The 25,954-nt window shown below is 72.1% G+C and carries 24 protein-coding genes and 1 tRNA gene; 19 read left to right on the top strand and 6 right to left on the bottom strand.

Going from position 1 to position 25,954, the window contains the following annotated elements; translation table 11 throughout:
- Positions 1-137 precede the first annotated feature (137 nt).
- The gene (locus SYYSPA8_RS04860) at positions 138-737 is read right to left on the bottom strand and encodes an SACE_7040 family transcriptional regulator (protein WP_323445689.1); all 600 of its coding nucleotides are present in this window, start codon (positions 735-737) and stop codon (positions 138-140) included.
- A 79-nt stretch (positions 738-816) separates the two neighbouring features.
- Between SYYSPA8_RS04860 and SYYSPA8_RS04855 the strand changes: the two genes are divergently transcribed.
- The 13 genes from SYYSPA8_RS04855 to glmS all read left to right on the top strand — a co-directional run bounded on the left by SYYSPA8_RS04855 (position 817) and on the right by glmS (position 17,599).
- Positions 817-2,433, top strand: coding sequence for a carboxyl transferase domain-containing protein (locus tag SYYSPA8_RS04855; RefSeq protein ID WP_323445688.1), 1,617 nt, complete (start codon positions 817-819; stop codon positions 2,431-2,433).
- Between the two features lie 26 nt (positions 2,434-2,459).
- Positions 2,460-4,409 (top strand): ATP-binding protein, encoded by a 1,950-nt coding sequence (locus SYYSPA8_RS04850; protein ID WP_407705933.1) that lies wholly within the window; start codon positions 2,460-2,462, stop codon positions 4,407-4,409.
- Positions 4,402-5,346 (top strand): hydroxymethylglutaryl-CoA lyase, encoded by a 945-nt coding sequence (locus tag SYYSPA8_RS04845; RefSeq protein WP_323445686.1) that lies wholly within the window; start codon positions 4,402-4,404, stop codon positions 5,344-5,346. The genes SYYSPA8_RS04850 and SYYSPA8_RS04845 overlap by 8 nt, the downstream gene beginning before the upstream one ends.
- A gap of 6 nt (positions 5,347-5,352) precedes the next feature.
- Positions 5,353-6,519, top strand: coding sequence for an acyl-CoA dehydrogenase family protein (locus tag SYYSPA8_RS04840; protein ID WP_323445685.1), 1,167 nt, complete (start codon positions 5,353-5,355; stop codon positions 6,517-6,519).
- A 241-nt stretch (positions 6,520-6,760) separates the two neighbouring features.
- Positions 6,761-7,981 carry a helix-turn-helix domain-containing protein gene (locus SYYSPA8_RS04835; RefSeq protein ID WP_323445684.1) on the top strand — a complete coding sequence of 407 codons (1,221 nt, stop codon included), beginning with the start codon at positions 6,761-6,763 and terminating at the stop codon, positions 7,979-7,981.
- Between the two features lie 148 nt (positions 7,982-8,129).
- Positions 8,130-8,999 (top strand): siderophore-interacting protein, encoded by an 870-nt coding sequence (locus tag SYYSPA8_RS04830; protein ID WP_323445683.1) that lies wholly within the window; start codon positions 8,130-8,132, stop codon positions 8,997-8,999.
- Positions 9,000-9,192: 193 nt separating this feature from the next.
- Positions 9,193-10,635: a pyridoxal phosphate-dependent decarboxylase family protein gene (locus tag SYYSPA8_RS04825; RefSeq protein WP_323445682.1), complete on the top strand. Its 1,443-nt coding sequence runs from the start codon at positions 9,193-9,195 to the stop codon at positions 10,633-10,635.
- The gene (locus SYYSPA8_RS04820; protein ID WP_323445681.1) at positions 10,622-11,893 is read left to right on the top strand and encodes a lysine N(6)-hydroxylase/L-ornithine N(5)-oxygenase family protein; all 1,272 of its coding nucleotides are present in this window, start codon (positions 10,622-10,624) and stop codon (positions 11,891-11,893) included. The genes SYYSPA8_RS04825 and SYYSPA8_RS04820 overlap by 14 nt, the downstream gene beginning before the upstream one ends.
- A complete protein-coding gene (locus tag SYYSPA8_RS04815; protein ID WP_323445680.1) occupies positions 11,890-12,447 on the top strand; it encodes a GNAT family N-acetyltransferase in 558 nt (185 codons plus the stop codon). The genes SYYSPA8_RS04820 and SYYSPA8_RS04815 overlap by 4 nt, the downstream gene beginning before the upstream one ends.
- Positions 12,444-14,231, top strand: coding sequence for an IucA/IucC family protein (locus SYYSPA8_RS04810; protein ID WP_323445679.1), 1,788 nt, complete (start codon positions 12,444-12,446; stop codon positions 14,229-14,231). The genes SYYSPA8_RS04815 and SYYSPA8_RS04810 overlap by 4 nt, the downstream gene beginning before the upstream one ends.
- Before the next feature lie 129 nt (positions 14,232-14,360).
- Entirely contained in the window at positions 14,361-15,248 is an 888-nt protein-coding gene (locus SYYSPA8_RS04805) for a DUF4429 domain-containing protein (protein ID WP_323445678.1), read from the top strand.
- A gap of 157 nt (positions 15,249-15,405) precedes the next feature.
- A complete protein-coding gene (locus SYYSPA8_RS04800) occupies positions 15,406-15,672 on the top strand; it encodes a hypothetical protein (RefSeq protein ID WP_323445677.1) in 267 nt (88 codons plus the stop codon).
- Between the two features lie 109 nt (positions 15,673-15,781).
- Positions 15,782-17,599, top strand: coding sequence for a glutamine--fructose-6-phosphate transaminase (isomerizing) (gene glmS / locus SYYSPA8_RS04795; RefSeq protein WP_323445676.1), 1,818 nt, complete (start codon positions 15,782-15,784; stop codon positions 17,597-17,599).
- A gap of 165 nt (positions 17,600-17,764) precedes the next feature.
- Here the strand turns inward: glmS and SYYSPA8_RS04790 are convergent, their stop codons facing one another.
- Positions 17,765-18,286, bottom strand: coding sequence for a universal stress protein (locus SYYSPA8_RS04790; protein ID WP_323445675.1), 522 nt, complete (start codon positions 18,284-18,286; stop codon positions 17,765-17,767).
- Between the two features lie 352 nt (positions 18,287-18,638).
- Here SYYSPA8_RS04790 and SYYSPA8_RS04785 point away from each other — a divergent pair, with 352 nt between their 5' ends.
- The 5 genes from SYYSPA8_RS04785 to SYYSPA8_RS04765 all read left to right on the top strand — a co-directional run bounded on the left by SYYSPA8_RS04785 (position 18,639) and on the right by SYYSPA8_RS04765 (position 21,651).
- Positions 18,639-18,785 carry a hypothetical protein gene (locus tag SYYSPA8_RS04785; protein ID WP_323445674.1) on the top strand — a complete coding sequence of 49 codons (147 nt, stop codon included), beginning with the start codon at positions 18,639-18,641 and terminating at the stop codon, positions 18,783-18,785.
- Positions 18,786-18,843: 58 nt separating this feature from the next.
- Entirely contained in the window at positions 18,844-19,272 is a 429-nt protein-coding gene (locus SYYSPA8_RS04780) for a hypothetical protein (protein WP_323445673.1), read from the top strand.
- Between the two features lie 386 nt (positions 19,273-19,658).
- Positions 19,659-20,852 carry a GlxA family transcriptional regulator gene (locus tag SYYSPA8_RS04775; protein ID WP_323445672.1) on the top strand — a complete coding sequence of 398 codons (1,194 nt, stop codon included), beginning with the start codon at positions 19,659-19,661 and terminating at the stop codon, positions 20,850-20,852.
- Positions 20,853-20,861: 9 nt separating this feature from the next.
- A complete protein-coding gene (orn, locus tag SYYSPA8_RS04770; RefSeq protein WP_323445671.1) occupies positions 20,862-21,464 on the top strand; it encodes an oligoribonuclease in 603 nt (200 codons plus the stop codon).
- Positions 21,465-21,578: 114 nt separating this feature from the next.
- Positions 21,579-21,651: transfer RNA gene (locus SYYSPA8_RS04765), tRNA-His, on the top strand.
- 517 nt (positions 21,652-22,168) lie between these two features.
- Here the strand turns inward: SYYSPA8_RS04765 and SYYSPA8_RS04760 are convergent.
- The 3 genes from SYYSPA8_RS04760 to SYYSPA8_RS04750 form a co-directional block, all read right to left on the bottom strand.
- Entirely contained in the window at positions 22,169-23,581 is a 1,413-nt protein-coding gene (locus SYYSPA8_RS04760; protein ID WP_323445670.1) for a sensor histidine kinase, read from the bottom strand.
- On the bottom strand, positions 23,578-24,303 hold the full coding sequence (locus SYYSPA8_RS04755) for a response regulator transcription factor (protein WP_323445669.1): 726 nt from the start codon (positions 24,301-24,303) through the stop codon (positions 23,578-23,580). Before SYYSPA8_RS04755 ends, SYYSPA8_RS04760 begins: the two co-directional genes overlap by 4 nt.
- A gap of 80 nt (positions 24,304-24,383) precedes the next feature.
- The gene (locus SYYSPA8_RS04750) at positions 24,384-24,857 is read right to left on the bottom strand and encodes a hypothetical protein (RefSeq protein ID WP_323445668.1); all 474 of its coding nucleotides are present in this window, start codon (positions 24,855-24,857) and stop codon (positions 24,384-24,386) included.
- On the opposite strand from SYYSPA8_RS04750, the gene SYYSPA8_RS04745 reads away from it, so the two are divergent.
- Positions 24,844-25,032, top strand: a complete 189-nt coding sequence (locus tag SYYSPA8_RS04745) for a hypothetical protein (RefSeq protein ID WP_323445667.1) — start codon at positions 24,844-24,846, stop codon at positions 25,030-25,032. The two genes, SYYSPA8_RS04750 and SYYSPA8_RS04745, sit on opposite strands and share 14 nt — an antisense overlap.
- Before the next feature lie 47 nt (positions 25,033-25,079).
- Here SYYSPA8_RS04745 and SYYSPA8_RS04740 read toward each other — a convergent pair whose 3' ends face one another.
- Entirely contained in the window at positions 25,080-25,946 is an 867-nt protein-coding gene (locus tag SYYSPA8_RS04740; RefSeq protein WP_323445666.1) for a spermidine synthase, read from the bottom strand.
- Positions 25,947-25,954: the final 8 nt, after the last annotated feature.

The raw sequence follows: 25,954 nt of genomic DNA, 5'->3' as shown, positions 1-25,954 counted from the left end.
GCCCGTTGCCGTCATTCCTGCGGCGCGAGGGCCAGCCCTGTGGCGTGCGCGTGCCAGTCCTGTGGCGCGAGGGCCAGTCCTGTGGCGTGCGCCTGCCAGCCCTGCGGCGCGAGGGCCAGCCCTGTGGCGTGCGCGTGTCAGTCCTGCGGCGCGAGCGCCCCGAACGCCCCGTGCGCCAGCTTCCGCAGCAGCGTTTCGGTCATGGCGCGTTCCGGCCGCCCGTCGTCCTGCGAACCGAGGTGGGGCGTCGAGTTCAGCAGCCCGAAGACGGCGTGCACGGCGGCCCGGACCTCGGCCTCCTCCACGGCGGGGTGCAGCCGCCGCACCGCCGTGACCCACAGCTCCGCGTACTGCCGCTGGAGCTGCCGGACCAGCTTGCGGTCGCTCTCCCGCAGCCGGTCCAGCTCCCGGTCGTGCAGGGTGATCAGCGGCCGGTCGTCGAGCGCGAAGTCGATGTGCCCGTCGATCAGCGAGGCGAGCAGCGCGTCCGGGTCGTCGCCGGACTCCGCCACCCGCAGCCGGCCGCCGCTGAGCAGCCGCTCGCTGATGCCGACCAGCAGCTCGGCCAGCATCGCGTCCTTGCCGGCGAAGTGCCGGTACAGCCCCGGGCCGCTGATGCCGACGGCCGCTCCTATCTCGTCCACGCCGACGCCGTGGAAGCCGCGCTCGGCGAAGAGCCGGGCGGCGGCCTTGAGGATCTGCTCGCGGCGGGTGGGCGCGTCCGTCCTGATGCTCATGGGATCCGATTCTAGACAAGCCTGTTAGCGATCGTTAACCTGAAGGCACGCGTTAACGCTCATTAACAGGAGTGACACGATGCAGCAGGCACCCGTGCTCACCGGCGCGGCCGACCCCGGCTCCGCCGCCTGGCGGGCCAACGAGGCCGCCCACCGGGAGCTGGCCGAGACGCTGCGCGTCAAGCTGGCCCGCGCCCGGCTCGGCGGCGGCGAGAAGGCGCGCGCCCGCCACACCGCCCGGGGCAAGCTGCTCCCCCGCGACCGGATCGACACCCTGCTGGACCCCGGCTCGCCCTTCCTGGAGCTGGCCCCCCTCGCCGCCGACGGGATGTACGAGGACCAGGCCCCGGCCGCCGGGGTGATCGCCGGCATCGGCCGGGTGTCGGGCCGCGAGTGCGTGGTCGTCGCCAACGACGCCACCGTCAAGGGCGGCACCTACTACCCGATGACGGTGAAGAAACACCTCCGGGCCCAGGAGGTCGCCCTGGAGAACCGGCTGCCCTGCGTATATCTGGTGGACTCGGGCGGCGCCTTCCTGCCGATGCAGGACGAGGTCTTCCCGGACCGGGACCACTTCGGCCGGATCTTCTACAACCAGGCCCGGCTGTCGGCCGCCCGGATCCCGCAGATCGCGGCCGTCCTCGGCTCCTGCACCGCCGGCGGCGCCTACGTCCCCGCGATGAGCGACGAGGCCGTGATCGTACGGAACCAGGGGACGATCTTCCTGGGCGGCCCGCCGCTGGTGAAGGCCGCGACCGGCGAGGTCGTCACCGCCGAGGAGCTGGGCGGCGGCGAGGTCCACGCCAGGGTCTCCGGCGTCACCGACCATCTCGCGGAGGACGACGCGCACGCGCTGCGGATCGTCCGGAACATCGTCGCCACACTCCCGGCGCGCGGCCCGCTCCCCTGGCCGGTCACCCCGGCCGAGGAGCCGGTGGCCGACCCCGCCGGGCTCTACGGCGCCGTGCCGGTGGACCCCCGTACCCCCTACGACGTACGGGAGGTCATCGCGCGGATCACCGACGGCTCCCGGTTCGCCGAGTTCAAGGCGGAGTTCGGGCAGACCCTGGTCACCGGCTTCGCCCGGATCCACGGCCACCCCGTCGGGATCGTCGCCAACAACGGCATCCTGTTCTCCGAGTCCGCCCAGAAGGGCGCGCACTTCATCGAGGTCTGCGACCAGCGCGGGATCCCGCTGCTCTTCCTCCAGAACATCTCGGGCTTCATGGTCGGCCGGGCCTACGAGGCGGGCGGCATCGCCAAGCACGGCGCCAAGATGGTCACGGCCGTCGCCTGCGCCCGGGTCCCGAAGCTGACCGTGGTCGTCGGCGGCTCCTACGGCGCCGGGAACTACTCGATGTGCGGCCGGGCCTACTCCCCCCGCTTCCTGTGGATGTGGCCCAACGCCAAGATCTCCGTGATGGGCGGCGAGCAGGCCGCGTCCGTCCTCGCCACCGTCAAACGCGACCAGCTCCAGGCACGCGGCGAGGAGTGGTCCACCGCCGACGAGGACGCCTTCAAGGCCCCGATCCGCGAGCGGTACGAGGAACAGGGCAGCGCCTACTACGCCACCGCCCGGCTCTGGGACGACGGGGTGATCGACCCGCTGGAGACCCGGCAGGTCCTGGGACTGGCCCTGACGGCCTGCGCCAACGCCCCGCTGGGCGAGGGCGGCTTCGGCGTCTTCCGGATGTGAGGAAAGTGCCTTCGATGACGACGAAGATGTTCGACACGGTCCTGGTGGCCAACCGGGGCGAGATCGCCGTCCGGGTCATGCGTACCCTCCGGGCGCTGGGGGTGCGGTCGGTCGCCGTGTACAGCGACGCCGACGCGGACGCCCGGCACGTCCGGGAGGCGGACACGGCGGTACGGATCGGCCCGGCGCCCGCCACGGAGAGCTATCTGCGGACCGACCGGCTGCTGGAGGCCGCCGCCCGCACCGGCGCGCGGGCGATCCACCCGGGGTACGGCTTCCTCGCGGAGAACGCCGCCTTCGCCCGCGCCTGCGCCGGGGCCGGCCTGGTCTTCATCGGCCCGCCCGCCGACGCGATCGCGCTGATGGGCGACAAGATCCGGGCCAAGGAGACCGTCCGGGCGGCCGGGGTCCCGGTGGTCCCGGGCTCGTCGGGCAGCGGACTGACCGACGCGGAACTGGACCGGGCGGCCCGGGAGATCGGGCTGCCGGTGCTGCTGAAGCCGTCGGCGGGCGGCGGCGGCAAGGGCATGCGGCTGGTGCGGGACGCGGCCGCGCTGCCGGACGACATCGCGGCGGCCCGCCGCGAGGCCCGTGCCTCCTTCGGCGACGACACCCTCCTGGTGGAGCGGTGGATCGACCGGCCCCGGCACATCGAGATCCAGGTCCTCGCCGACGCCCACGGCAACGTGGTCCACCTCGGCGAGCGCGAATGCTCGCTCCAGCGCCGCCACCAGAAGGTCGTCGAGGAGGCGCCCAGCGTCCTGCTGACGCCCCAGCTGCGGGCGTCGATGGGCGCGGCGGCGGTCGGGGCGGCGCGCTCCTGCGGCTATGTGGGCGCGGGCACGGTGGAGTTCATCGTCCCGGGCGCCGACCCGTCCGCGTACTGCTTCATGGAGATGAACACGCGGCTCCAGGTCGAACACCCCGTCACCGAACTGATCACCGGAATCGACCTGGTGGAGTGGCAGCTGCGGGTGGCGGCGGGCGAGGAACTGCCCTTCGCCCAGGACGGCGTCGCGCTCACCGGCCACGCCGTCGAGGCCCGGCTCTGCGCCGAGGACCCCGCGCGCGGATTCCTCCCCTCCGGTGGCACGGTCCTGACCCTGCGCGAACCGGCGGGCGAGGGCGTACGGGTCGACTCCGGCCTCGCCGAGGGCAGTGAGGTCACCAGCGTGTACGACCCGATGCTGGCGAAGGTGATCGTCCACGCGGAGGACCGCCCCACCGCCCTGCGCAGGCTGCGCGCCGCCCTGGCGGAGACGGTCACCCTGGGCGTCCCGACGAACGCGGGCTTCCTGCGCGGCCTGCTCGCGCTGCCCGAGGTGGTCGCGGGGGATCTGGACACGGGCCTGGTGGAACGGGTCGCGGGCGACCTGGTCGCGGACGGCGTCCCGGAGGAGGTGTACGCGGCGGCTGCGGCGCTCCGGCTGGCGGCGCTGGCACCGGCGGCGGACCCGGCGGGCTGGACGGACCCGTTCGACGTCCCCTCGGGCTGGCGGCTCGGTGGGACGCCCGCGCCACCGGCGTTCGATCTGCGCGTACCGGGCCGGGATCCGGTCACCCGTCAGGCACCGCCGCAGTACCGGCTCGACGGCAAAAGCATCACGGTCGTCGTGGACGGCATCCGCCACACCTTCGTGTACGCGGATCAGTGGCTCGGCCGCGACGGCGACGCCTGGCAGGTGCGGGACCACGACCCGGTCGCGGCGGCCCTCGGCGGCGCGGCCCGCTCCGGCGCCGACACCCTGGCGGCGCCCATGCCCGGCACGGTGACGGTGGTGAGGGTGGCCGTCGGGGACAGCGTCGAGGCGGGACAGGGCCTGCTGGTGGTGGAGGCGATGAAGATGGAGCACGTCATCTCGGCCCCGCACGCGGGGACGGTGACCGAGCTGGATGTCACGTCGGGGACGACGGTCGCGATGGACCAGGTCCTGGCGGTCGTCGCCCCCGAGGCGGGGGAGGCGGCCGATGTCTGAGACCACCGGGCTGCCGATGCGGGTGCCCATGCCGGGGCTGCCCGTCTCGGTGCGGATCCACGAGGTGGGCCCCCGCGACGGACTCCAGAACGAGAAGGCGGTCGTCCCCACGGAGGTGAAGGCGGAGTTCGTGCACCGGCTCGCCGCCGCCGGGCTCACCACGATCGAGGCGACCAGCCTGGTCCGCCCCGAGTGGGTGCCCCAGCTCGCCGACGCGGAACAGCTCTATCCGCTCCTCGGCGACCTCACCGGCGTCGAACTGCCCGTCCTCGTACCGAACGCACGCGGCCTGGAGCGGGCGCTCGCGCTCGGGGTCCGCCGGATCGCGGTCTTCGGTTCCGCGACGGAGAGCTTCGCCCGCCGCAACCTCAACCGCACGGTGGACGAGTCGCTGGCCATGTTCGCGCCGGTGATCGAGCGGGCGCTCGCCGAGGGCGTCACCGTGCGCGGCTATCTGTCGATGTGCTTCGGCGACCCGTGGGAGGGCCCGGTCCCGGCGGAGCGGGTCGTCTCCGTCGCCCGGCAGCTGTACGAGCTGGGCTGCGCCGAGCTGTCCCTCGGCGACACCATCGGCGTCGCCACCCCCGGCCAGGTGCGCGCCCTGCTCACCGATCTGCGCACGGCGGGCGTGCCCGTCTCCGCGCTCGCCGTGCACTTCCACGACACCTACGGCCAGGCCCTGGCCAACACCCTGGCGGCGCTGGAGCACGGCGTCACCACGGTGGACGCGTCGGCGGGCGGCCTCGGCGGCTGCCCGTACGCGAGGAGCGCCACCGGGAACCTCGCCACCGAGGACCTGGTCTGGATGCTCCAGGGCCTCGGCATCGAGACCGGCGTCGATCTCGGCCGGCTCGCCGGCACCAGCGTCTGGCTGGCGGGGCACCTGGGCCGCCCCAGCCCCTCCCGTATCGTTCGCGCACTGACCTCCGAGGACTGAACCGCCATGAGCCTGGACCACCGGCTGACTCCGGAACACGAGGAACTGCGCCGCACCGTGGAGCGGTTCGCCCACGATGTCGTCGCCCCCGCCATCGGCGAGCTGTACGAGAAGCACGAGTTCCCCTACGGGATCGTCGCCGAGATGGGCCGGATGGGCCTGTTCGGACTGCCGTTCCCGGAGGAGTACGGCGGGATGGGCGGCGACTATCTCGCCCTGGGCATCGCCCTGGAGGAGCTGGCGCGGGTCGACTCCTCCGTCGCCATCACCCTGGAGGCGGGCGTCTCGCTGGGCGCGATGCCCGTGTTCCGTTTCGGCACCGAGGAGCAGAAGCGGCGGTGGCTGCCGAGGCTGTGCTCCGGCGAAATGCTGGGCGCCTTCGGCCTGACCGAACCGGAGGGCGGCTCCGACGCGGGCGGCACCCGGACCACCGCCGTCCGCGACGAGGCGGCGGGCGAGTGGGTCATCAACGGGTCGAAGTGCTTCATCACCAACGCCGGCACGGACATCACCGGCCTGGTGACCGTCACCGCCGTCACGGGCCGCACCCCCGAGGGCAAACCCCTGATCTCCTCGATCATCGTCCCCACCGGCACCCCCGGCTTCACGGTGGCGCCCGCGTACTCGAAGGTCGGCTGGAACGCGTCGGACACCCGGGAACTGTCCTTCGACGGCGTCCGGGTACCGCTCGCGAACCTCCTGGGCACGGAGGGCCGGGGGTACGCCCAGTTCCTCCGCATCCTCGACGAGGGCCGGATCGCGATCTCCGCACTGGCGACGGGCCTGGCACAGGGCTGTGTGGACGAGTCGGTGAAGTACGCCAAGCAGCGCCACGCCTTCGGCCGCCCGATCGGCGACAACCAGTCCATCCAGTTCAAGATCGCCGACATGGAGATGCGGGCCCACATGGCCCGGGTCGGCTGGCGCGACGCGGCCTCCCGGCTGGTGCGGGGCGAACCGTTCAAGAAGGAGGCGGCGCTGGCGAAGCTGTACTCGTCCACGGTGGCTGTCGACAACGCGCGCGAGGCGACGCAGATCCACGGCGGCTACGGCTTCATGAACGAGTACCCGGTGGCCCGGATGTGGCGGGACTCCAAGATCCTGGAGATCGGCGAGGGCACCAGCGAGGTCCAGCGCATGCTGATCGCCCGCGAGTTGGGGCTCACGGGCTGACGGGGCGGGCCCTGCCGCGGGGCCCGCCGGGCCCGGACCGTCTCAGGGGGACGGTCCGGGCCCGTGGTGCGCCGGGGCCGGGCGGAGTCCGTGTGGTGCGGCGGGGAACAGCTCCACGGTCGGCCGCGAAGAGGAGACACTGCCCGAAGCCGTCCCTCTCCGGGGTACGTTCACCACCCTGGCGACCCGGCGGTCCTCAAGGCCGCTGCGACGCCCTAGAGGGCCGTCCTATATTTCGGGGATGGAGCCGGAGCCGAATCTGTGGGCCCACCCCGGGCTGCGGGCCGCCGCAGCGGCAGAGGACTGGCCCTCGCTCTTGAAGACGTGGCGAAGGCTGACACGCAGCAGCCAGAGCGGCCTCGGCGCCCTCGTGGGCCTGGCGCAGCCGGACATCTCCGCGATCGAGAACCGGCGGCGCGCGGTGACCTCCGTCGAGGTGCGGCAGCGGATCGTGCACGGCCTCGGTGTCCCTCGTGAGCTGCTGGGCGTCCGGCACGAGGAGCTTCCCCTGCCGTCGCTCGTACTGCCCGGTGTGGTGTCGGAGGCGGACGCGGAGAGGCTGGTCGCCGTGAAGAAGGGCGGTCTGCGCCTGGACACCGCCACCCTGGACGCGATGGACGCCTTGCTGGCCGCGCATCGCCGGGTGGAGGACACCGTGGGCTCACGCACCGTCGCCCCGCTCGTGACCGCCCAGTTCGAGGAGGTGGCCGCCCTCTACGACCGGGCCCGGGGGCCGCTGGCGGACCGTGTGGTCAGGCTGCTGGCCGAGTACGCGCAGTTCCTCGCCTGGATGGCGCAGGACCAGGACAACGCCCCGGTGGCGCTGGGGTGGTTCGACCGGTCCTACGACTGGGCGCTGGAATCCGGGTACGGCGACATGGCAGCCACCACCATGAGCATGAAGGCGCACCTGGCGTGGTCGCGGGGCAGGGGACGGCGGTGTGTCCGGCTGGGTGAGGCGGCGGCATCGACGACGGGGGCGAGCGAGGTCACCAGGGCCATGGCCGTCCAGATGGCCGGGCGCGGGCATGCCCTCGCGGGTGATGCCGGTGCCGCGTATCGCAGGCTGGACGAGGCTCAGCAGATCATCGCGGCGGCGTCGGACGCGCCACCGTGGCTGTACTTCTACGGCGAGTCGTGGTTCGCCGCACAGCGCGGCATGGCCGATCTGCACCTTGAGGAGTGGTCGGACGCGGCGGAGAACCTGGTGACGGGGCTGGCGGGTCTCGCTCCGTCCTTCCGCAGGGACCGGGCCTGGTACGGGTCCTGCCTGGCGCACGCGTACGCGGGTGCCGGGGAGGCCGAGGCCGCGCTGGCCACCTCCCTGGGCGTGATCACCCATGCCTCCGAAGTCGGCCGCCCGCACGCGTGGGACGAGCTGCACACAGTGGCGGGGATGCTGATGCGCCGCAGGGCTCCCGAGGGCCGGGCGCTGGTCGACGCCTTGGCGGCACTGGACTGATCCCGGAAGCTCCCGCCGCCCGGGGAGAGGTGCGCCCAGGGGCCGGAGCCCACCCCCACCCAGAAGATCGAACTGAGGTTAGGCTAACCTCCTTTTCCATCTGCCCACGGGGCCCGCAGCCCGCTCGACAGAAGAAGGTCGCCCGCCCATGTCCACGACGGCCGAGCCCGAGATCCCGTTCCGCTACTTCTCCCTCCAGGTGGCGCGGACCCGCAGGCTCTCCCCCTCCCTGATCCGCGTCACGTTCCACGGCTTCCCCGGCGACGGCGAGCTGGCGGACTTCCACGCCGGGGGCCGGGACCAGTCGCTCTCGCTCTTCCTGCCCCACCCGGGGCAGGAGGCCCCCGTGGTCCCGGTGGACCCGGCCGGGTACCGGGCGACCTTCGCCGCCTGGCGGGCGCTGCCCGCCGATGTGCGGGCCGTGATGCGCTCGTACACCGTCCGCGAGCAGCGGCGGCCCGACGGCGGGCCGGTCGAGGTGGACATCGACTTCGCGGTGCACGAGGACGGCGGTCCGGCCTGTCGCTGGGCGCTCGCGGCCGCGCCCGGTGACCGGGTGATGGTGCTGGGGCCGACCTCCGCCGACAACGGGTCGGTGCGGTGCCGGCCGCCGGCGGACACCGAGTGGATGCTGCTCTGGGGCGACGAGACGGCGCTGCCCGCCGTGGGCGGCATCCTCGACTGGCTGCCCGCCGGCACCCGGGTCCGCGCCTGGCTGGAGGTCCCCCACGCGGGGGACCGGCTGGAGCTGCCCACGGCCGGTGATGTCGAGATCACCTGGCTGGTGCGGGACGAGGGGGCGCCGGCGGCCGTCGAGGCCATCGCCGGTGCCGAGCTGCCCGAAGGGACCCCGTACGCCTGGCTGTCCGGCGAGTCCGGCGCGATGAAGGCGATCCGCCGGCATCTGGTGGGCGAGCGCGGCCTGGACCGGCGCCGGGTCACCTTCGTCGGGTACTGGCGGCGCGGCGTGAGCGAGGACGGGCTGCGCGACGAGCCCGCCTCCGACGGCGACGTCTGAGAGCCACTCCGCCGCCCGGCCTCCACCGCCTTCCGCCGCTCATGCCGGTAACACCCGTGGGAAATCACCCGGATCGGGGCGACCCGGAGTAGCGGAAGAAATTAGGTTAGGCTAACCTCACTCACGGTCGTCCCCGCCCCCTCATCCTGTCCTCTGAGGGGCGACCGGATCCCCACACCCAGAAGGGCATTGCATGCGCTCGCAGCTGCTCAACGACGGCACGGCGGCGGCCTACCGGCGCGCGGTGACCGAAGGAGTCGAGCGAGTGGCGAATCGTTTCGCCACGACCCGGCAGCCGTTCACCGGGGTCACCCCCGACGAACTCGCCCCGGAAATCTCCGCGATCGACCTCGACCGGCCCCTCGGCGACACCACCGCCGCGCTGGACGAGCTGGAGGACCTCTACCTGCGGGACGCGGTCTACTTCCACCACCCCCGCTACCTGGCCCACCTCAACTGCCCGGTCGTCATACCGGCCGTGGTCGGCGAGGCCGTGCTCTCGGCGGTCAACTCCTCCCTCGACACCTGGGACCAGAGCGCCGGCGGCACCCTGATCGAGCGCCGGCTCATCGACTGGACCACCGGCCGGATCGGCTTCGGGCCCGGCGCCGACGGCGTCTTCACCAGCGGCGGTTCGCAGTCCAACCTCCAGGCCCTGCTGCTCGCCCGGGAGGAGGCCAAGACCACCGACCCGCGCAAGCTGCGCATCTTCGCCTCCGAGTGCAGCCACTTCAGCGTGCAGAAGTCCGCGACGCTCCTCGGCCTCGGCCCCGACGCCGTCGTCTCGGTCCCCGTCGACCGCAACAAGCGGATGCAGACCGTCCTGCTCGACGCGGAGCTGGAGCTGTGCGCCCGCGAGGGCCTGGTCCCGATGGCGATCGTCGCCACCTCCGGCACCACCGACTTCGGCTCCATCGACCCGCTGCCCGAGATCGCCGAGCTGGCCGAGCGCCACGGCGTCTGGATGCACGTCGACGCCGCCTACGGCTGCGGCCTGCTGGCCTCGCCCACCCGCCGCCACCTGCTGGACGGGATCGAGCGCGCCGACTCCGTCACCGTCGACTACCACAAGTCCTTCTTCCAGCCGGTCAGCTCCTCGGCGCTGCTGGTGCGGGACGGGGCCACGCTGCGCCACGCCACGTACCACGCGGACTACCTCAACCCGCGTCGCACGATCGAGGAGCGCATCCCCAACCAGGTCGACAAGTCCCTCCAGACCACCCGCCGCTTCGACGCCCTCAAGCTGTGGATGACGCTGCGGGTGATGGGCGCGGACGGCGTCGGCGGCCTCTTCGACGAGGTCTGCGACCTGGCGGCGGCCGGCTGGGACCTGCTCGCCGCCGACCCCCGCTTCGACGTCGTGGTGCGGCCGAGCCTGTCCACCCTCGTCTACCGGTACATCCCCGAGGCGGTCACCGACCCCGCCGAGATCGACCGGGCCAACCTCTACGCCCGCAAGGCGCTCTTCGCCTCCGGCGCGGCCGTGGTCGCGGGCACCAAGGTGGGCGGCCGCCAGTACCTGAAGTTCACCCTCCTCAACCCCGAGACCACGACGGACGACATCACCGCCGTCCTCGATCTGATCGCCGGCCACGCCGAGCAGTACCTGGGAGAGAATCGCCTTGTCAGCGCGTAACGAGCCGCTCGACTTCATCGGTATCGGGCTCGGTCCCTTCAACCTCGGCCTCGCCTGCCTCACCGAACCGATCGATGAGCTCAGCGGCCTGTTCCTGGAGTCCAAGCCGGACTTCGAGTGGCACTCGGGGATGTTCCTCGAAGGCGCCCACCTCCAGACCCCGTTCATGTCCGACCTGGTCACCCTCGCGGACCCGACCTCGCCGTACTCCTTCCTGAACTACCTCAAGGACCGGGGCCGGCTCTACTCCTTCTACATCCGGGAGAACTTCTACCCGCTGCGGACGGAGTACAACGACTACTGCCGCTGGGCCGCCGGACGACTGCGTTCCATCCGGTTCGACACGACGGTGACCCGGGTGGAGTACGCGGCGGACGACGAGCTGTACACCGTCTCCACCGAGGCCGGCGACACCTACCGCACCCGCCGGATCGTCCTCGGCACCGGCACCCCGCCCCACATCCCCGAGACCTGCGAGGGCCTGGGCGGCGACTTCATCCACAACTCCCGCTACCTGGACCACAAGCGGGAACTCCAGACCAAGAAGTCGATCACCCTGGTCGGCAGCGGCCAGAGCGCGGCGGAGATCTACTACGACCTGCTCGCCGAGATCGACGTCCACGGCTACCGGCTCAACTGGGTCACCCGCTCCCCCCGGTTCTTCCCGCTGGAGTACACCAAGCTCACGCTGGAGATGACCTCCCCGGAGTACATCGACTACTTCCACGCGCTCCCCGAGGAGACCCGCTACCGGCTGGAGAGCGGCCAGAAGGGCCTCTTCAAGGGCATCGACGGCGATCTGATCGACGAGATCTTCGATCTGCTCTACCAGAAGAACCTGGCCGGCCCGGTGCCGACGCGGCTGCTCACCAACGCGGCCCTGAAGGACGCCCGGTACGCGGACGGCTCGTACACCCTCTCGCTCCGCCAGGAGGAGCAGGGCAAGGACTTTGAGCTGGAGTCCGAGGGCCTGATCCTCGCCACCGGCTACAAGTACGTCACCCCCGCCTTCCTGGAGCCGGTCCGCAGCCGGATCCGCTGGGACGGGCAGGGCCGCTTCGACGTCGCCCGCAACTACTCCGTCGACACCACCGGGCGCGGGATCTTCCTCCAGAACGCGGGCGTGCACACCCACTCGATCACCTCGCCCGACCTGGGCATGGGCCCGTACCGCAACGCCTACATCATCGGCGAGATGCTCGGCTCCGAGTACTACCCCGTCGAGAAGTCCATCGCGTTCCAGGAGTTCGCCGTATGACCGCCCCCACCGCCTCCCGGTTCACGGTCCGGCCGCTGGACCCCGTCGCCGACGCGGAACTCCTGCACGGCTGGGTCACCGACCCCAAGGCCGCGTTCTGGATGATGCAGGACGCCACCGTCGAGGACATCCGGCGCGAGTACGGGGCGATCACCGCCCATGAGCACCACCACGCCGCCGTCGGGCTGCTCGACGGCGAGCCGGTCTTCCTGATGGAGTGGTACGACCCCCGCCAGGTCGAGCTGGTCGGCCTGTACGAGCCCGAGCCCGGCGACGTCGGCATGCACTTCCTGGTCGCGCCGACCGACACCCCGGTGCGCGGCTTCACCCGCGCGGTGATCACGGCCGTGGTGACGGAGCTGTTCACCGACCCCGCGAACCGGCGGATCGTGGTCGAGCCGGACATCCGCAACGACGCCGTGCACGCGCTCAACGAGTACGTGGGGTTCGAGGTCGTGGACAAGATCGAGAAGCCGGAGAAGGACGCCTTCCTGGCCGTCTGCACCCGGGAAGGGTTCCAGCGCAGCGACGCGATGCGGGAGGTCGTCCGATGACCATGCGGCTCGCCGACTCCGTACCCCATCTGACACCGGACCTCTGGGAGCGCGCCGGCCGGCAGCTCATCCGCAAGGCGCTGGCCGAGTTCGCGCACGAGCGGCTGCTGACGCCGGAGCCCACCGCCGACGGCGGCTACCGCGTACTCAGCGACGACCAGGCCACCGAGTACCGGTTCACCGCCCGCCGCTTCGCCCTCGACCACTGGCAGGTCGACGCCGACTCGATCAGCCGGCACCGCACCGGCGCCGCGCTCCCGCTGGACGCGCTGGAGTTCTTCATCGAGCTGAAGGGCTCGCTGGGGCTGAGCGAGAAGATCCTCCCGGTCTATCTGGAGGAGATCTCCTCGACGGTCGCCGGTACCGCCTTCAAGCTCACCAAGGAGCCGGTGACCTCGGCCGAACTGACCCGGGCCGGGTTCCAGGCGATCGAGACCGGGATGACCGAGGGCCACCCCTGCTTCGTCGCCAACAACGGCCGGCTCGGCTTCGGCGTGCACGAGTACCACGCGTACGCCCCCGAGGCGGCGACCCCGCTGCGCCTGATCTGGCTGGCGGCCCGCCGCGACCACGCCACCTTCACCTCCGGCGAGGGGCTGGACTACGACAGTCTCATCCGCGCGGAGCTGGACGAGCGGACCCTGGCCGGCTTCGACGCCCGGCTCACCGCCCTCGGCCTGGACCCCGCCGACTACCTGCTGCTGCCCGTCCACCCCTGGCAGTGGTGGAACAAGCTCTCCGTCTCCTTCGCCTCCGAGATCGCCCAGCAGCGCCTGGTGCTGCTCGGCGAGGGCGAGGACGCGTATCTGGCCCAGCAGTCGATCCGGACGTTCTTCAACGCCGACGCGCCCGAGAAGCACTACGTCAAGACCGCGATCTCGGTGCTCAACATGGGCTTCATGCGCGGCCTGTCGGCGGCGTACATGAAGGCCACCCCGGCGATCAACGACTGGCTGGCGCAGCTGATCGACCGGGACGCCGTCCTCAAGGAGGCCCGTTTCTCGATCATCCGGGAGCGGGCGGCCATCGGCTACCACCACCGGGCGTACGAGGCTGCCACCGACCGGTACTCCCCGTACCGCAAGATGCTCGCCGCGCTCTGGCGGGAGAGCCCGGTGCCCTCCCTGGCAGAGGGCGAGCGGCTGGCGACGATGGCGTCGCTGCTCCACACCGACCACGAGGGCGCCACCTTCGCGGGCGCGCTCGTCGACGAGTCGGGGCTCACCGCGAAGGAGTGGCTGCGGCCCTACCTGTACGCCTACCTCACCCCGGTGCTGCACAGCTTCTACGCGTACGACCTGGTCTACATGCCGCACGGCGAGAACGTGATCCTGGTCATCGGCGACGACGGCACCGTCCGGCGGGCGATCTTCAAGGACATCGCCGAGGAGATCGCGGTCATGGACGCCGACGCGGTGCTGCCGCCGGCCGTGGACCGGATCCGGGTCGAGGTCCCGGAGTCCATGAAGCTGCTCTCGATCTTCACGGACGTCTTCGACTGCTTCTTCCGCTTCCTGGCGGCGGCGCTGGTCACCGAGGGACGGCTGACGGAGGACGAGTTCTGGGGCGCGGTCGCCGAGTGCGTGCGCGCGTACGAGGCGTCGGTGCCGCACCTCGCGGACCGGTTCACCGAGTACGACCTCTTCGCGGAGGAGTTCGCGCTGTCCTGCCTCAACCGGCTCCAGCTGAGGGACAACGCCCAGATGGTGGATCTGACGGATCCGTCCGGCGCGCTCCAGCTGGTGGGGAATCTGCGCAACCCCCTGGCGGAGTACGCCCGCTGACGGCGGGGGTGCGTACGGGACGGTCCCCCGTACGCGCCCGTACGCGCCCGTCCGCTTCCGCCGCCCGCGTTCGTGATCCGTCGAACGCGGGCAGCGGCATGTCAGCCGAAGGGGTGAAAGAATCCCTTCATGGCAGAAATCATCCAGAAGGACGGCACCTGGACCTTCGACGGGGAGACCGTGCGGGTGGTGCCCGGCTCCGACAAGGCGGTGGGTCTGCTCCGCAGGACCCTCGGGGAGCTGGCCGTGCCGCTGGAGGCCCTGGCGGGGGTGTCGTTCGAGCCGGGGAAGAAGAGCGGCCGGCTGCGGCTGCGGCTGCGCAACGGGGCCGATCCGCTGCTCCAGATCACCGGGAGCAATCTGCCGGACGGCTCGGACCCGTACCAGCTGGCGGTGGAGGCCGACCGCACCGGCACCGCCGAGTACTTCGTGGACGCCGTGCGCCAGGCGCTGATGCTGGAGCAGGTCTCCGCCGATCCGGCCGACCGCTATCTTCTGCCGGGGCCGTCGCTGCCGATCACGGTGGGCGCGGGCGACGGCACCATCGCCTTCGACGGGGAGCAGATCAAGCTCACCTGGAACTGGAAGACGCAGGAGTCCAAGGCGTCGGGCGGGCCGAGGACCATCGCCGTGGAGGACGTGGAGGCCGTCGAGTGGCTGCCGTCGTCGGGGCTCGACAGCGGCTATCTGCGGTTCACGGTGACCCGGTCGGCGACGACCGCCCCGCCCAAGTACGACCCGCACGCCGTGGAGCTGTGGGGATTCCGCAAGGACCCGCTGATGGCGCTGGTGGCGGCCGCCGTGGTGGCCCGGCTGCCGCATCCGTACGGGGGTGCCAGGAGCGGGCCCGCGGCCGTGCTGCCCGCCGCGCCGCGGTCCGCCGACGCACCGGCGGGGGCCGAGGACCCGGACGCGCTGCTGCGCCGGCTGCGGGAGCTGGGGGAGCTGCACCGCAGTGGGATTCTCACCGACGAGGAGTTCAGCACGGCCAAACAGGCGATCCTGGCCCGCCTCTGAGGTCGAATCCTGCCCGGAATCGGGCAGGATTCTTGCATAACCCCGATTCGGGGCTCAATATCGTTGAGTGCTCGAACAACACCGGCCCGGTCGTCCGTCGCCCGGGGCGCCCCTGGCACCCGCCGCACCCTCGGCGCCCCCGGCGTCCGCGGCAGCCATGGCGCCCCCGCCCGACGACCTCATAGACCACCTGGTCCGCAGCACCGCGCTCCGGCGCGGGGAGGCGGCCCGGGTGGTGCTGGACGTGCTGGCGTACTTCGACGAACGGACCGAGGACTACGTCCGCCGCCGCCACCGGGAACTCCAGTCCGGCGGGCTGGCGAACGCGGAGATCTTCGACCGGATCGCGGCCGAGCTGCCGCACCGCGCCGTGGCGCCTCCGGAGCTGTCGCTCCGGCAGCTGCGCCGCATCGTCTACGGCTGACCGGGCGACCGGGCGTTGCGAAAAGACCGGCCGCGGCCGGCGAACCGAATGACCTGAACGACGCGATCGCCCTCAACGATCCGCGTCGATCCACGGAGGGGCAGAGCTTATGTGCGGAATTGTCGGATATATCGGTAAGCGGGATGTGGCGCCGCTGCTCCTGGAGGGGCTCCAGCGGCTGGAGTACCGGGGGTACGACTCCGCCGGCCTGGTGATCACCAGCCCCAAGGCCACCGGACTGCGGATGGTCAAGGCCAAGGGCCGGGTCCGCGAGCTGGAGGCCCGCGTCCCCAAGCGTTTCGCCGGCACCACCGGCATCGCCCACACCCGCTGGGCCACCCACGGCGCCCCCAGCGACGAGAACGCCCACCCCCACCTCTCCACCGGCGGCGAGGTCGCCGTCGTCCACAACGGCATCATCGACAACGCCTCCGAGCTGCGCGCCCGCCTGGAGGCCGAGGGCGTCGTCTTCGCCTCGGAGACCGACACCGAGGTCCTGACCCACCTGATCGCCCGCTCGGCCGCCGCGACCCTGGAGGAGAAGGTCCGGCACGCCCTCAAGGTGGTCGAGGGCACCTACGGCATCGCCGTGATGCACGCCGACTTCAACGACCGGATCGTCGTCGCCCGCAACGGCTCCCCCGTCGTCCTCGGCATCGGCGAGAAGGAGATGTTCGTCGCCTCCGACGTGGCCGCGCTGATCACCCACACCCGCCAGATCGTCACCCTGGACGACGGCGAGATGGCCACCCTCAAGGCCGACGACTTCCGCACGTACACCACCGAGGGCTCCACCACGACCGCCACGCCGACCACCGTGGAGTGGGAGGCCGAGTCGTACGACATGGGCGGCCACGACACCTACATGCACAAGGAGATCTCCGAGCAGCCGGAGGCCGTCGACCGCGTGCTGCGCGGCCGGATCGACGACCGGTTCTCCACCGTGCACCTCGGCGGCCTCAACCTGGACGCCCGTGAGGCCCGCTCCATCCGCCGGGTGAAGATCCTCGGCTGCGGCACCTCGTACCACGCCGGAATGATCGGCGCCGGGCTGATCGAGTCGCTGGCGCGGATCCCGGCGGACGCCGAGCCCGCGTCCGAGTTCCGCTACCGCAACCCGGTCGTCGACCCCGACACCCTCTACATCGCCGTCTCCCAGTCCGGCGAGACCTACGACGTGCTCGCCGCCGTCCAGGAGCTGAAGCGCAAGGGCGCCCGGGTGCTGGGCGTGGTCAACGTGGTCGGCTCCGCCATCGCCCGCGAGGCCGACGGCGGCACCTATGTGCACGCCGGGCCCGAGGTCTGCGTGGTCTCCACCAAGTGCTTCACCAACACCGTCGTCGCCTTCGCGCTGCTCGCGCTGCACCTGGGCCGCATCCGCGACCTCTCCGTCTCCGAGGGCCGCCGGATCATCGAGGGCCTGCGCCGGCTGCCGGAGCAGATCGGCGAGATCCTGGCCGCCGAGGACGACATCAAGAAGCTGGCGGAGGAGTACGCCGGGGCCCAGTCGATGATGTTCATCGGCCGGGTGCGCGGCTACCCGGTGGCGCTGGAGGCGTCGCTGAAGCTCAAGGAGATCTCCTACATCCACGCCGAGGCGTACCCGGCGTCCGAGCTGAAGCACGGCCCGCTGGCGCTGATCGAGCCGGCGCTGCCGACCGTGGCGATCGTGCCGGACGACGATCTGCTGGAGAAGAACCGGGCGGCCCTGGAGGAGATCAAGGCCCGCAGCGGCCGGATCCTCGCGGTGGCCCACCGGGAGCAGGAGAAGGCCGACCACACGATCGTCGTGCCGAAGAACGAGAACGAGCTGGACCCGATCCTGATGGGCATCCCGCTCCAGCTCTTCGCCTACCACACGGCGCTGGCCATGGGCCGGGACATCGACAAGCCGCGGAACCTGGCGAAGTCCGTCACGGTCGAGTAGCCCGTCCGGGTGGTGCCCCCGCGGCGGCCGCGGGGGCACCGCCGGGCTGTCGCGGGTGGGTGGGTACGGGGGCGGTTGACCGGCCGTCAGGTGCCCCGGGCATCAGCGGCGTTCAGGGCACCGGGTGCCCGAGGGGCCTGCGGTGCCTCAGGGGCCTCAGGGGCCTCAGGGGATGACGACGACGGGCCGCTTGGCCCGCCGGGCGAGACGGCCCGCCACCGAGCCGAACATCCGCCCCACGAGGCCGTGGGTGGAGCCGACCACGATCGCGTCGGCCGAGTACTCCCGGCCGACCTCCTCCAGTTCATGGCAGATGTCGCCACCGCGCTCGACCAGGATCCAGGGGACCTCGGCGAGATAGTCCGCGCAGGCCAGCTCAAGCCCCAGCACCTCGGTGCGGTGGTCGGGGACGTCGACGAAGACGGGCGGCTCGCACCCCGCCCAGACGGTGGTGGGCAGCCGGTTGGCGACATGGACGATGATCAGACCGGAGCCGGAGCGCCGGGCCATCCCGATGGCGTACGCGAGCGCACGCTCACTGGAGGTCGATCCGTCGAAACCGACCACGACGCCGTGCCGGAAGGCCGGATCGCACGCATGGCGTGATTCTTCCGCCGCCCGCAGTTCCGCCGTGGGATCGGCTGTCTGCTTGCGGCCTTCGGGTTCGGGGATCTCGTGACCTGCCATCGGTGTCTCGGCGAAGGAAGTCCTCGGTGGAGGGAACGACATGGCGAACGATGCGGTGTCCGGGAAACATCTTCCCTGGCCCTACCCGTAAGGGTACGGCGACACCCCTCTCCTGCCCAAGGGCCGGTCGGCCCAATCGGACGTTCCAGGGAGCATGCCTGAGGTCGTGACGGATGGCAATGCCGCATGGTGCGTACAGCCGTACGGGAGCGCCCCCGGCCCCCGGCGGGCCCGACCGGCCCGAAGGCGCCCCGAGGCCGCCAGGGCGGCCCCTGCGGCCCCGCGCCGGGCGCGCGCCCCGCGGGGGGCCGCCACCGTCCCCCGGCGGCATCCGGCCGGGGGAAGGATCACGGTGGCAAAGCAGCACACGCCCCGGGAGCGGGTCGCGGCACCCGGGGCCGGGGGCCGGGGCCGTCCCGGCGGCCTGCGCCGGGCCGTCGCGGTCCGGCCGTATCCGGCGGGTCCCCGGGCCGTCGTGCGGCACTCCGTGCCGCAGTGACCGGAAGGCTTCATTCCTCGTTGGCACCTCGGTCACCCCGCGTCCCGAGGGAGTCTCCGTGCCCGCGCCACCGCCCCCGTACCCCCGTGCCCGTGCCCGCGGACCCCTGCGCGGCGCCCCGGCCCCGGCCGGATCCGTCCCCACCGGCCGGGCCGGTGGGAGTACCGGCGCCGACCCGGTCGGGGAGCTGATCCGCTGGGCGGCCGCCGGCTCGCTGCTCGTCCCCGTGGTGCTCGCCGCCTTCGGACACCCGCCCGGCGAGGCCGTGGTGGCCGGGCTCTGCCTCGCCGCCCTGACCGCCGTCTGCCGCGCGGTACTGCGGCACGCGGAGCGCGGGGCGGCCCTGGCGCGCGCGAGGGAGCGGGCCGCCGCGCGGGCCCCGAGGGGCCCCGGGAGCGGGGAGAGCGGACGGCACCGCAGGGCCCGGGGGTCCCCCGCGCCGCGCCGCACGGGCCGCGACGGGACCGGACCCACCCCGCGCGACTGACCCATTCGCACGCACGCACCCGTATAATTTCAGCCAACTTCTCGCTGGTACCCATCCCTTGGCCAAATGGCCTGCCTACCCCCTTGTCACCTGGAAGGGAAGGGGTCATGGCGTCCCCCGCACCCTATGGGGACGGGCCATGCGCGGAAGGCGGACTTCCCTGCGGGGCCCGCGAGTGGAACGCTTCGTGATCGAATGCTTCGCGCCAAGTTCTCATGCAGACATAGCGGGGCATGCCGAACTTGTCACGGCGGCGTCACGGGACACAGTAGATTCGATCTTGAGTATCGAAGGCTCGTAACTCGTGCAAAACCGAGGGGAAACGTGCAGGAGCGAAAGGCCCGAAACGAACGGGGAGACGCGAATACCGAGGGGGGCTTAGCGTCATGAGTCAGGACTCCGCCGCACCGGAGACAGCACGGAAGCTCTCGGGGCGCAGGCGCCGGGAAGTCGTCGCCGTGCTGCTCTTCAGTGGCGGCCCCATTTTTGAGAGTTCCATTCCGCTCTCGGTGTTCGGGATCGACCGCCAGGACGCCGGAGTTCCTCGCTACCGCCTGCTCGTCTGCGCGGGCGAGGAGGGACCGCTGCGGACCACCGGCGGCCTGGAACTGACCGCGCCGTACGGCCTGGAGGCCATCGGCAGGGCGGGCACGGTCGTCGTACCGGCCTGGCGGTCGATCACATCACCGCCACCGCCGGAGGCGCTCGACGCACTGCGCCGGGCGCACGAGGAGGGAGCACGGATAGTCGGACTGTGCACCGGGGCGTTCGTCCTCGCGGCCGCCGGACTGCTGGACGGCCGGCCCGCGACCACGCACTGGATGTACGCGCCCACGCTGGCGAAGCGGTATCCGTCCGTCCATGTCGACCCGAGGGAGCTGTTCGTCGACGACGGCGACGTGCTCACCTCGGCCGGCACGGCGGCGGGCATCGACCTCTGCCTGCACATCGTGCGCACCGACCACGGCACGGAGGCCGCCGGGGCGCTCGCCCGCAGGCTGGTCGTCCCGCCGCGGCGCAGCGGCGGTCAGGAGCGCTATCTGGACAGGTCTTTACCGGAGGAAATCGGGTCGGACCCGTTGGCCGAGGTCGTCTCCTGGGCGCTGGAGCATCTTCACGAGCAGTTCGACGTGGAGACGCTGGCGGCCAGGGCGTACATGAGCCGACGGACCTTCGACCGGCGATTCCGCTCACTCACCGGCAGTGCGCCGCTCCAGTGGCTGATCACCCAGCGGGTGCTCCAGGCGCAGCGGCTGCTGGAGACCTCGGACTACTCCGTGGACGAGGTCGCCGGACGCTGCGGCTTCCGGTCCCCGGTGGCCCTGCGCGGCCACTTCCGCCGGCAGCTGGGGTCCTCCCCGGCGGCCTATCGGGCGGCCTACCGGGTCCGCAGGCCCCAGGGCGGCGACACCGCCCCGGTGTCCCTGGTGGACTCGGTGGTCCCGGTGCAGGCGAGACGTACCCCCGGGGTCCCGACAGGGCCCTCGTCCGTACCGCCTGAGCTGGGGAAACCGCCATCCGGAGCCTATGTGGCGGGCCACGGCCGTCCCAGCCTGCCCGGACAGCGGAGCGCGCCATAAGGTAGTCGCATGAACGACCGTATGGTGTGGATCGACTGCGAGATGACCGGGCTCTCGCTGACGGACGACGCACTGATCGAGGTGGCCGCCCTGGTCACCGACTCGGAACTGAATGTGCTCGGCGACGGGGTGGACATCGTGATCCGCCCCCCGGACGCGGCCCTGGAGACGATGCCCGAGGTGGTGCGGCAGATGCACACCGCCTCGGGCCTCCTCGACGAGCTGGCGGGCGGCACCACCCTCGCCGCCGCCGAGGAACAGGTGCTGGCGTACATCCGCGAGCATGTGAAGGAGCCCGGCAAGGCGCCGCTGTGCGGGAACTCGGTGGGCACGGACCGTGGCTTCCTCTCCCGTGACATGCCCGGCCTGGAGGGGTATCTGCACTACCGGATCGTGGATGTCTCCTCGGTGAAGGAGCTGGCCCGCCGCTGGTATCCGCGGGCGTACTTCAACAGCCCGGAGAAGAGCGGGAACCACCGGGCGCTGGCGGACATCCGCGAGTCCATCGCGGAGCTGCGCTACTACCGGGAGGCCGTCTTCGTGCCGGCGCCCGGGCCGGACTCGGAGACCGCTCGGACCATCGCTGCACGGCACGTGCTCCCCGCGGAGTGACGGCCCGGGGGCCGGGAGGGGCGCCCGCGCGGACCGCCCTCGAAAGGGTGGCGCGAGCACCCTCCCGGACCCTGTAGACTTCTTCTCGGCCGGTCGGGAAAACGACCGGTCATGGTGGGTGTAGCTCAGTTGGTAGAGCACCTGGTTGTGGTCCAGGATGCCGCGGGTTCGAGTCCCGTCACTCACCCTGTTGGACCAAGGGCCCCGGTCGGAAGACTGGGGCCCTTGGCGTATGCCCGGCCGCCGGCGGCTCCCCGGGCCCGTGCGGGACGTGTCGCCCCGTTCACCCATAACCTGCCTCTCGCATCCCTCACACCTCTCCCGTCCCTCGTGCATCTCGCGCCTCTCGCACTTCTCGAATAAACCGGGAAAATCCGGAAACAGTGCACAAGGGCACCACAGGACATACGAGAGCGCGAAAGGCGGGGAAAACAGCGCGTCCCGGTCGGATTGGGGGGCCGACCGGGACGCGCGGGTGGGGGGTGGAATTCGCCGAGGGGCCCACTCCTGGGTCCGGGTGGGGACACCGGAAGTGGGCATGCCTGCACCTTATCCACCCCGCTCCCGGCAAAAGGAACATTCATGGCGGCCGGCGCCATATTTAGGGTGGAGTTAAGGCGGACATCGGACGGTATTAACCCGGAGCCGGTATCGGGCGGCACCCACGGCACCCGGTGCCGCCACGGGGCTCCCGGCAGCGGGCCTCAGAGGGCCCCGCGCGAGCGGGCCGGGACCCGGGGGCGCCGGCGCTCGCCGCCCCGGTGGCCCCTGCGGCGCTCGGCCGCGTCCGCGCCGCGCGGATCGAGGCCCAGCCAGACCCGTACCTCCGTACCGCCCAGGACCGAGCTGCCGATCCGGACGTCGCCGCCGGTGGACTCCGCGACCCGGCGCACGATGTCCAGGCCCAGCCCGGTGGAGCCGTCCCGGCCGTTGCTGTGGCCCCGGGCCATCGCCGCCTCCGGGTCGGCGATCCCCGGGCCCGCGTCGGAGACCAGGATGATCACCGCGTCGTCGCCGTTGTGGACGTCGACGGAGAAGGCCGTGCCCTCGGCGGTGTGCCGGAAGACGTTCCCCAGCAGCGCGTCCAGCGCGGCCACCAGCTCGGGGCGGCCCACCGGGATGCGCACGGGCCGTTCGACCCCCGCCAGACGGACCTTGCGGCCCTCGTCCTCCGCCAGCGCCGACCAGAACTCCATCCGCTCCCGGACCACCTCGGAGGCGTCGCAGCCCGCCCCGGGGCCCACCGCGGTGGTCTGCGGCTTGGCCTCCCGGGCGGTCCGGATGATCGTGTCGACCTCGCGCTCCAGCTGCTCCACGGCGGCCCGCGTCTGGTCGGCCGCCGGGCCCTCGCCCAGCGAGGCCGCGTTGAGCCGGAGCACCGTCAGCGGGGTGCGGAGCCGGTGGGAGAGGTCGGCGGCCAGCTCCCGTTCATTGGCGAGGAGCTGGACCACCTGGTCGGCCATGGCGTTGAAGGCGGTCGCGGCCGACCGCAGCTCCGCCGGGCCCTCCTCGGGGACCCTGACCCCCAGGCTGCCCTCGCCCAGCTCGTGGGCGGCGCCCGCGAGCCGCTGGGCGGGCTGGACCATCCGTACGCCGAGCCGGTCGGCGACCGCGACCGAGCCCACGATCAGCGCGACGCCGACGCCCGCGAGCACCAGCCAGGCGGTGGTCACCCCCCGGGAGACCTCGTCGTCCGGGATGAAGACCTCCACCAGCGCGATCTGCCCGGTGCTGATGCCGGTGGGCTGGACCAGCACCCAGCCGTCGTCGACCTCCATCGTGACGCCCTGGGCGTGGTCGTCCTGGACGGCCGCCAGCTCCTCGGGGGCCACCCGGAGCGTGCCGATGTCGATGGGTTCGCCGTCCGGCACGTCCGCGGGGATGTGGACGGCGAGCCGCCGGTCCTCCCACGCCTGGGTCGACGTGATCGCCAGCTCCAGCTTCGACCGGTCGTCGGTGATGGACAGGGCGGGGCCGACGGTGGCGGCGTGCCGCTCGGCGTTGGTGAACGCGCGGTCCCGGGCCATCTCCTTGATGACGAGTCCCAGCGGGACGGCGAACGCCACGACCACCATCGCGGTGACGGCCAGGCAGACCTTGACCAGGGCCCATCTCATCTGTGCTGTCCTCGGGGGTGTCCGGTCGGGGAACCGCTGGGCGGTTCGAGTTTCACTCCGACGCCGCGGAGGGTGTGCAGATAGCGCGGCCGGGCCGCCGTCTCCCCGAGCTTCCGCCGCAGCCAGCTCAGATGGACGTCGATCGTCTGGTCGTCGCCGTAGCTCTGCTGCCAGACCTCGGCCAGCAGCTCCCTGCGGGGGACGACCACACCGGGCCGCCCGGCGAGAAAGGTGAGCAGGTCGAATTCACGCCGGGTCAGATCGAGCCGTACACCGTCGAGTTCGGCCTGCCGGCGCAGCGGGTCGATGGCGAGGCCGCCGACCCGGATCACCCGGGGCGAGGGGTCCTGGCCGCCGGAGACGCGGGCGCGGCGCAGCACGGCGGCCATCCGGGCGGAGAGGTGTTCCACGGAGAAGGGTTTGGTGAGGTAGTCGTCGGCGCCGTCGTTGAGCAGGCGGACGATCTCGGTCTCGTCGTCCCGCGCCGTCGCGATGATCACGGGGACGTCGGTGATGCCGCGGAGCATCTTCAGCGCCTCCGAACCGTCCAGGTCGGGCAGTCCGAGGTCGAGAATGACCACGTCGAACTGGAAATGAGCCACCTCCCGCAGCGCCTCCAGGGCCGTGCCGACGCTCCGGACCGTGTGGGCCGCCTCGGTCAGGTGCCGGATGAGGGCGGAGCGTACGAACTGGTCGTCCTCGACCACGAGCACTCGTGCCATGGGCGGCACCGTACGCCATTCGGAGTACCCGGGTCGCGTTCCGGGGCCGACCGCTCACAATCCGGAACAGCCGGATCCCGTCAGGGACAACTCTGGTGCGTGTGGTGCAGTATGGGGCTGATGCGTAGAGGACTTGTACATGCCATGGCGTGGACGATGGCCACCGGAGCCGCGGTGACGCTGTCCTGGTGGGGAGTCCACTCGGTGATGTCCGGAACCGCGTACGACCGTCCTCGGGCGCTGCCGATCAGTGGGGACGACGATCGCGACGAGGACCGGCCGGAGCCGAGGACGTCGTCCACGATGCGGCCCCGCAGTCCGGGGCCGAAGATGGACCACGCGGATTCCACCCGGTCGTCGTCGGGGACGTCCGGGGGCGGTTCGGGGTCGGTGACCGGTATCGCCGGGGAGCCGGTGCCGAAGCCGTCCACGGGCACGACTCCCCCGGCCGGCACCAAGACGCCGATGGCCTCGACGAGCAGCGGGCCGCCGCCCGTGACGGGCACCGGGGCGCGGGCGTACAACGTGGACGGCGGCAGGGTGGTGTTCAACATCGGCGAGACCTCGGCGTCCCTGGCGCTGTCGACACCGAAGCCGGGCTGGGGCATGCAGGTCTGGAAGCAGGACTGGTGGATCCGGGTCACGTTCACGAAGGACGGGCGCGAGGACTCGGTCTTCTGTACGTGGGCCCCGGCCAAGCCGCCGACGGTGGAGTTCCACAAGACCTGAGCGGCCCTTTTTGGACCTGACCTGACCGGCCCGGACCGGCGCGCGGGTCAGCGGTCGAAGGCGGTCGGCGGGGGCGCGGGCGAGGGCCGGGCGCTCGCGTCGGTGACGACGGCGGCGCCCCCGGTGAAGTCCCGCAGGGCGCTGCCGTGTTCGACCCGCCCGGGGTGCGGGTCGCCCGCCACCCTGCGGGTCAGCTCGGCGACGGGCAGCGGGGCGTCCGACGCGACCAGGACGGCGTTGCCGAAGCGCTTGCCGCGCAGGACCGCCGGGTCGGCGGCGAGCGCCAGTTCGGGGAAGACGGCGGCGGCGGTGGCGACCTGGGCGCGGATATGCGCCAGCGGGGGGCCGTCGGTGAGATTGGCCGCGTACCGGCCGCCCGGCGCCAGCACCCGGCGGACCTCGCCCAGGAACTCGGCGCTGGTGAGATGGGCGGGGGTGCGGGCGCCGCTGAACACGTCCGCGACGACCAGGTCGGCCCAGCCGTCGGGGACCTTGGCGAGCCCGGCGCGCGCGTCCAGGGCGCGGACCCGGATCCGGGCGCCCGGGTCGAGCGGCAGATGCTCCCGTACCAACCGCACCAGGGCCGCGTCGACTTCGACGATCTGCTGGGTGGAGCGGGGGCGGGTGGCGGCGATGTACCGGGCGAGGGTGAAGGCGCCGCCGCCGAGGTGGACGGCGTGCAGCGGGCGGCCGGCCGGGGCGGTCAGGTCGATGACATGGCCCAGGCGCCGTTGGTAGGCGAAGGTGAGCCGGGCCGGGTCGTCCAGGTCGACATGGGACTGCGGCGCGGAGTCGATGAGCAGGGTCCAGCCCCGGGGGTGGTCGGGGTCGGGTATCAGCTCGGCCGTTCCGCCGTCGACGGGAACGACCACGGGGTCGGGTCCCCCGGTGCGCCGCCGCTTGCTCTTCGCCATGGGCCCAT

Source organism: Streptomyces yaizuensis, assembly GCF_034961445.1.
Taxonomy (GTDB): domain Bacteria; phylum Actinomycetota; class Actinomycetes; order Streptomycetales; family Streptomycetaceae; genus Streptomyces; species Streptomyces yaizuensis.
This window is presented reverse-complemented; position numbering and strand designations above follow the sequence as displayed.

Coding starts and splice junctions, on each gene's coding strand:
- SYYSPA8_RS04860 (WP_323445689.1), bottom strand. CDS start 737: ATGAGCATCAGGACGGACGCGCCCACCCGCCGCGAGCAGATCCTCAAG.
- SYYSPA8_RS04855 (WP_323445688.1), top strand. CDS start 817: ATGCAGCAGGCACCCGTGCTCACCGGCGCGGCCGACCCCGGCTCCGCC.
- SYYSPA8_RS04850 (WP_407705933.1), top strand. CDS start 2,460: ATGTTCGACACGGTCCTGGTGGCCAACCGGGGCGAGATCGCCGTCCGG.
- SYYSPA8_RS04845 (WP_323445686.1), top strand. CDS start 4,402: ATGTCTGAGACCACCGGGCTGCCGATGCGGGTGCCCATGCCGGGGCTG.
- SYYSPA8_RS04840 (WP_323445685.1), top strand. CDS start 5,353: ATGAGCCTGGACCACCGGCTGACTCCGGAACACGAGGAACTGCGCCGC.
- SYYSPA8_RS04835 (WP_323445684.1), top strand. CDS start 6,761: ATGGAGCCGGAGCCGAATCTGTGGGCCCACCCCGGGCTGCGGGCCGCC.
- SYYSPA8_RS04830 (WP_323445683.1), top strand. CDS start 8,130: ATGTCCACGACGGCCGAGCCCGAGATCCCGTTCCGCTACTTCTCCCTC.
- SYYSPA8_RS04825 (WP_323445682.1), top strand. CDS start 9,193: ATGCGCTCGCAGCTGCTCAACGACGGCACGGCGGCGGCCTACCGGCGC.
- SYYSPA8_RS04815 (WP_323445680.1), top strand. CDS start 11,890: ATGACCGCCCCCACCGCCTCCCGGTTCACGGTCCGGCCGCTGGACCCC.
- SYYSPA8_RS04810 (WP_323445679.1), top strand. CDS start 12,444: ATGACCATGCGGCTCGCCGACTCCGTACCCCATCTGACACCGGACCTC.
- SYYSPA8_RS04805 (WP_323445678.1), top strand. CDS start 14,361: ATGGCAGAAATCATCCAGAAGGACGGCACCTGGACCTTCGACGGGGAG.
- SYYSPA8_RS04800 (WP_323445677.1), top strand. CDS start 15,406: ATGGCGCCCCCGCCCGACGACCTCATAGACCACCTGGTCCGCAGCACC.
- glmS (WP_323445676.1), top strand. CDS start 15,782: ATGTGCGGAATTGTCGGATATATCGGTAAGCGGGATGTGGCGCCGCTG.
- SYYSPA8_RS04790 (WP_323445675.1), bottom strand. CDS start 18,286: ATGGCAGGTCACGAGATCCCCGAACCCGAAGGCCGCAAGCAGACAGCC.
- SYYSPA8_RS04775 (WP_323445672.1), top strand. CDS start 19,659: ATGAGTCAGGACTCCGCCGCACCGGAGACAGCACGGAAGCTCTCGGGG.
- orn (WP_323445671.1), top strand. CDS start 20,862: ATGAACGACCGTATGGTGTGGATCGACTGCGAGATGACCGGGCTCTCG.
- SYYSPA8_RS04760 (WP_323445670.1), bottom strand. CDS start 23,581: ATGAGATGGGCCCTGGTCAAGGTCTGCCTGGCCGTCACCGCGATGGTG.
- SYYSPA8_RS04755 (WP_323445669.1), bottom strand. CDS start 24,303: ATGGCACGAGTGCTCGTGGTCGAGGACGACCAGTTCGTACGCTCCGCC.
- SYYSPA8_RS04750 (WP_323445668.1), bottom strand. CDS start 24,857: ATGTTGAACACCACCCTGCCGCCGTCCACGTTGTACGCCCGCGCCCCG.
- SYYSPA8_RS04740 (WP_323445666.1), bottom strand. CDS start 25,946: ATGGCGAAGAGCAAGCGGCGGCGCACCGGGGGACCCGACCCCGTGGTC.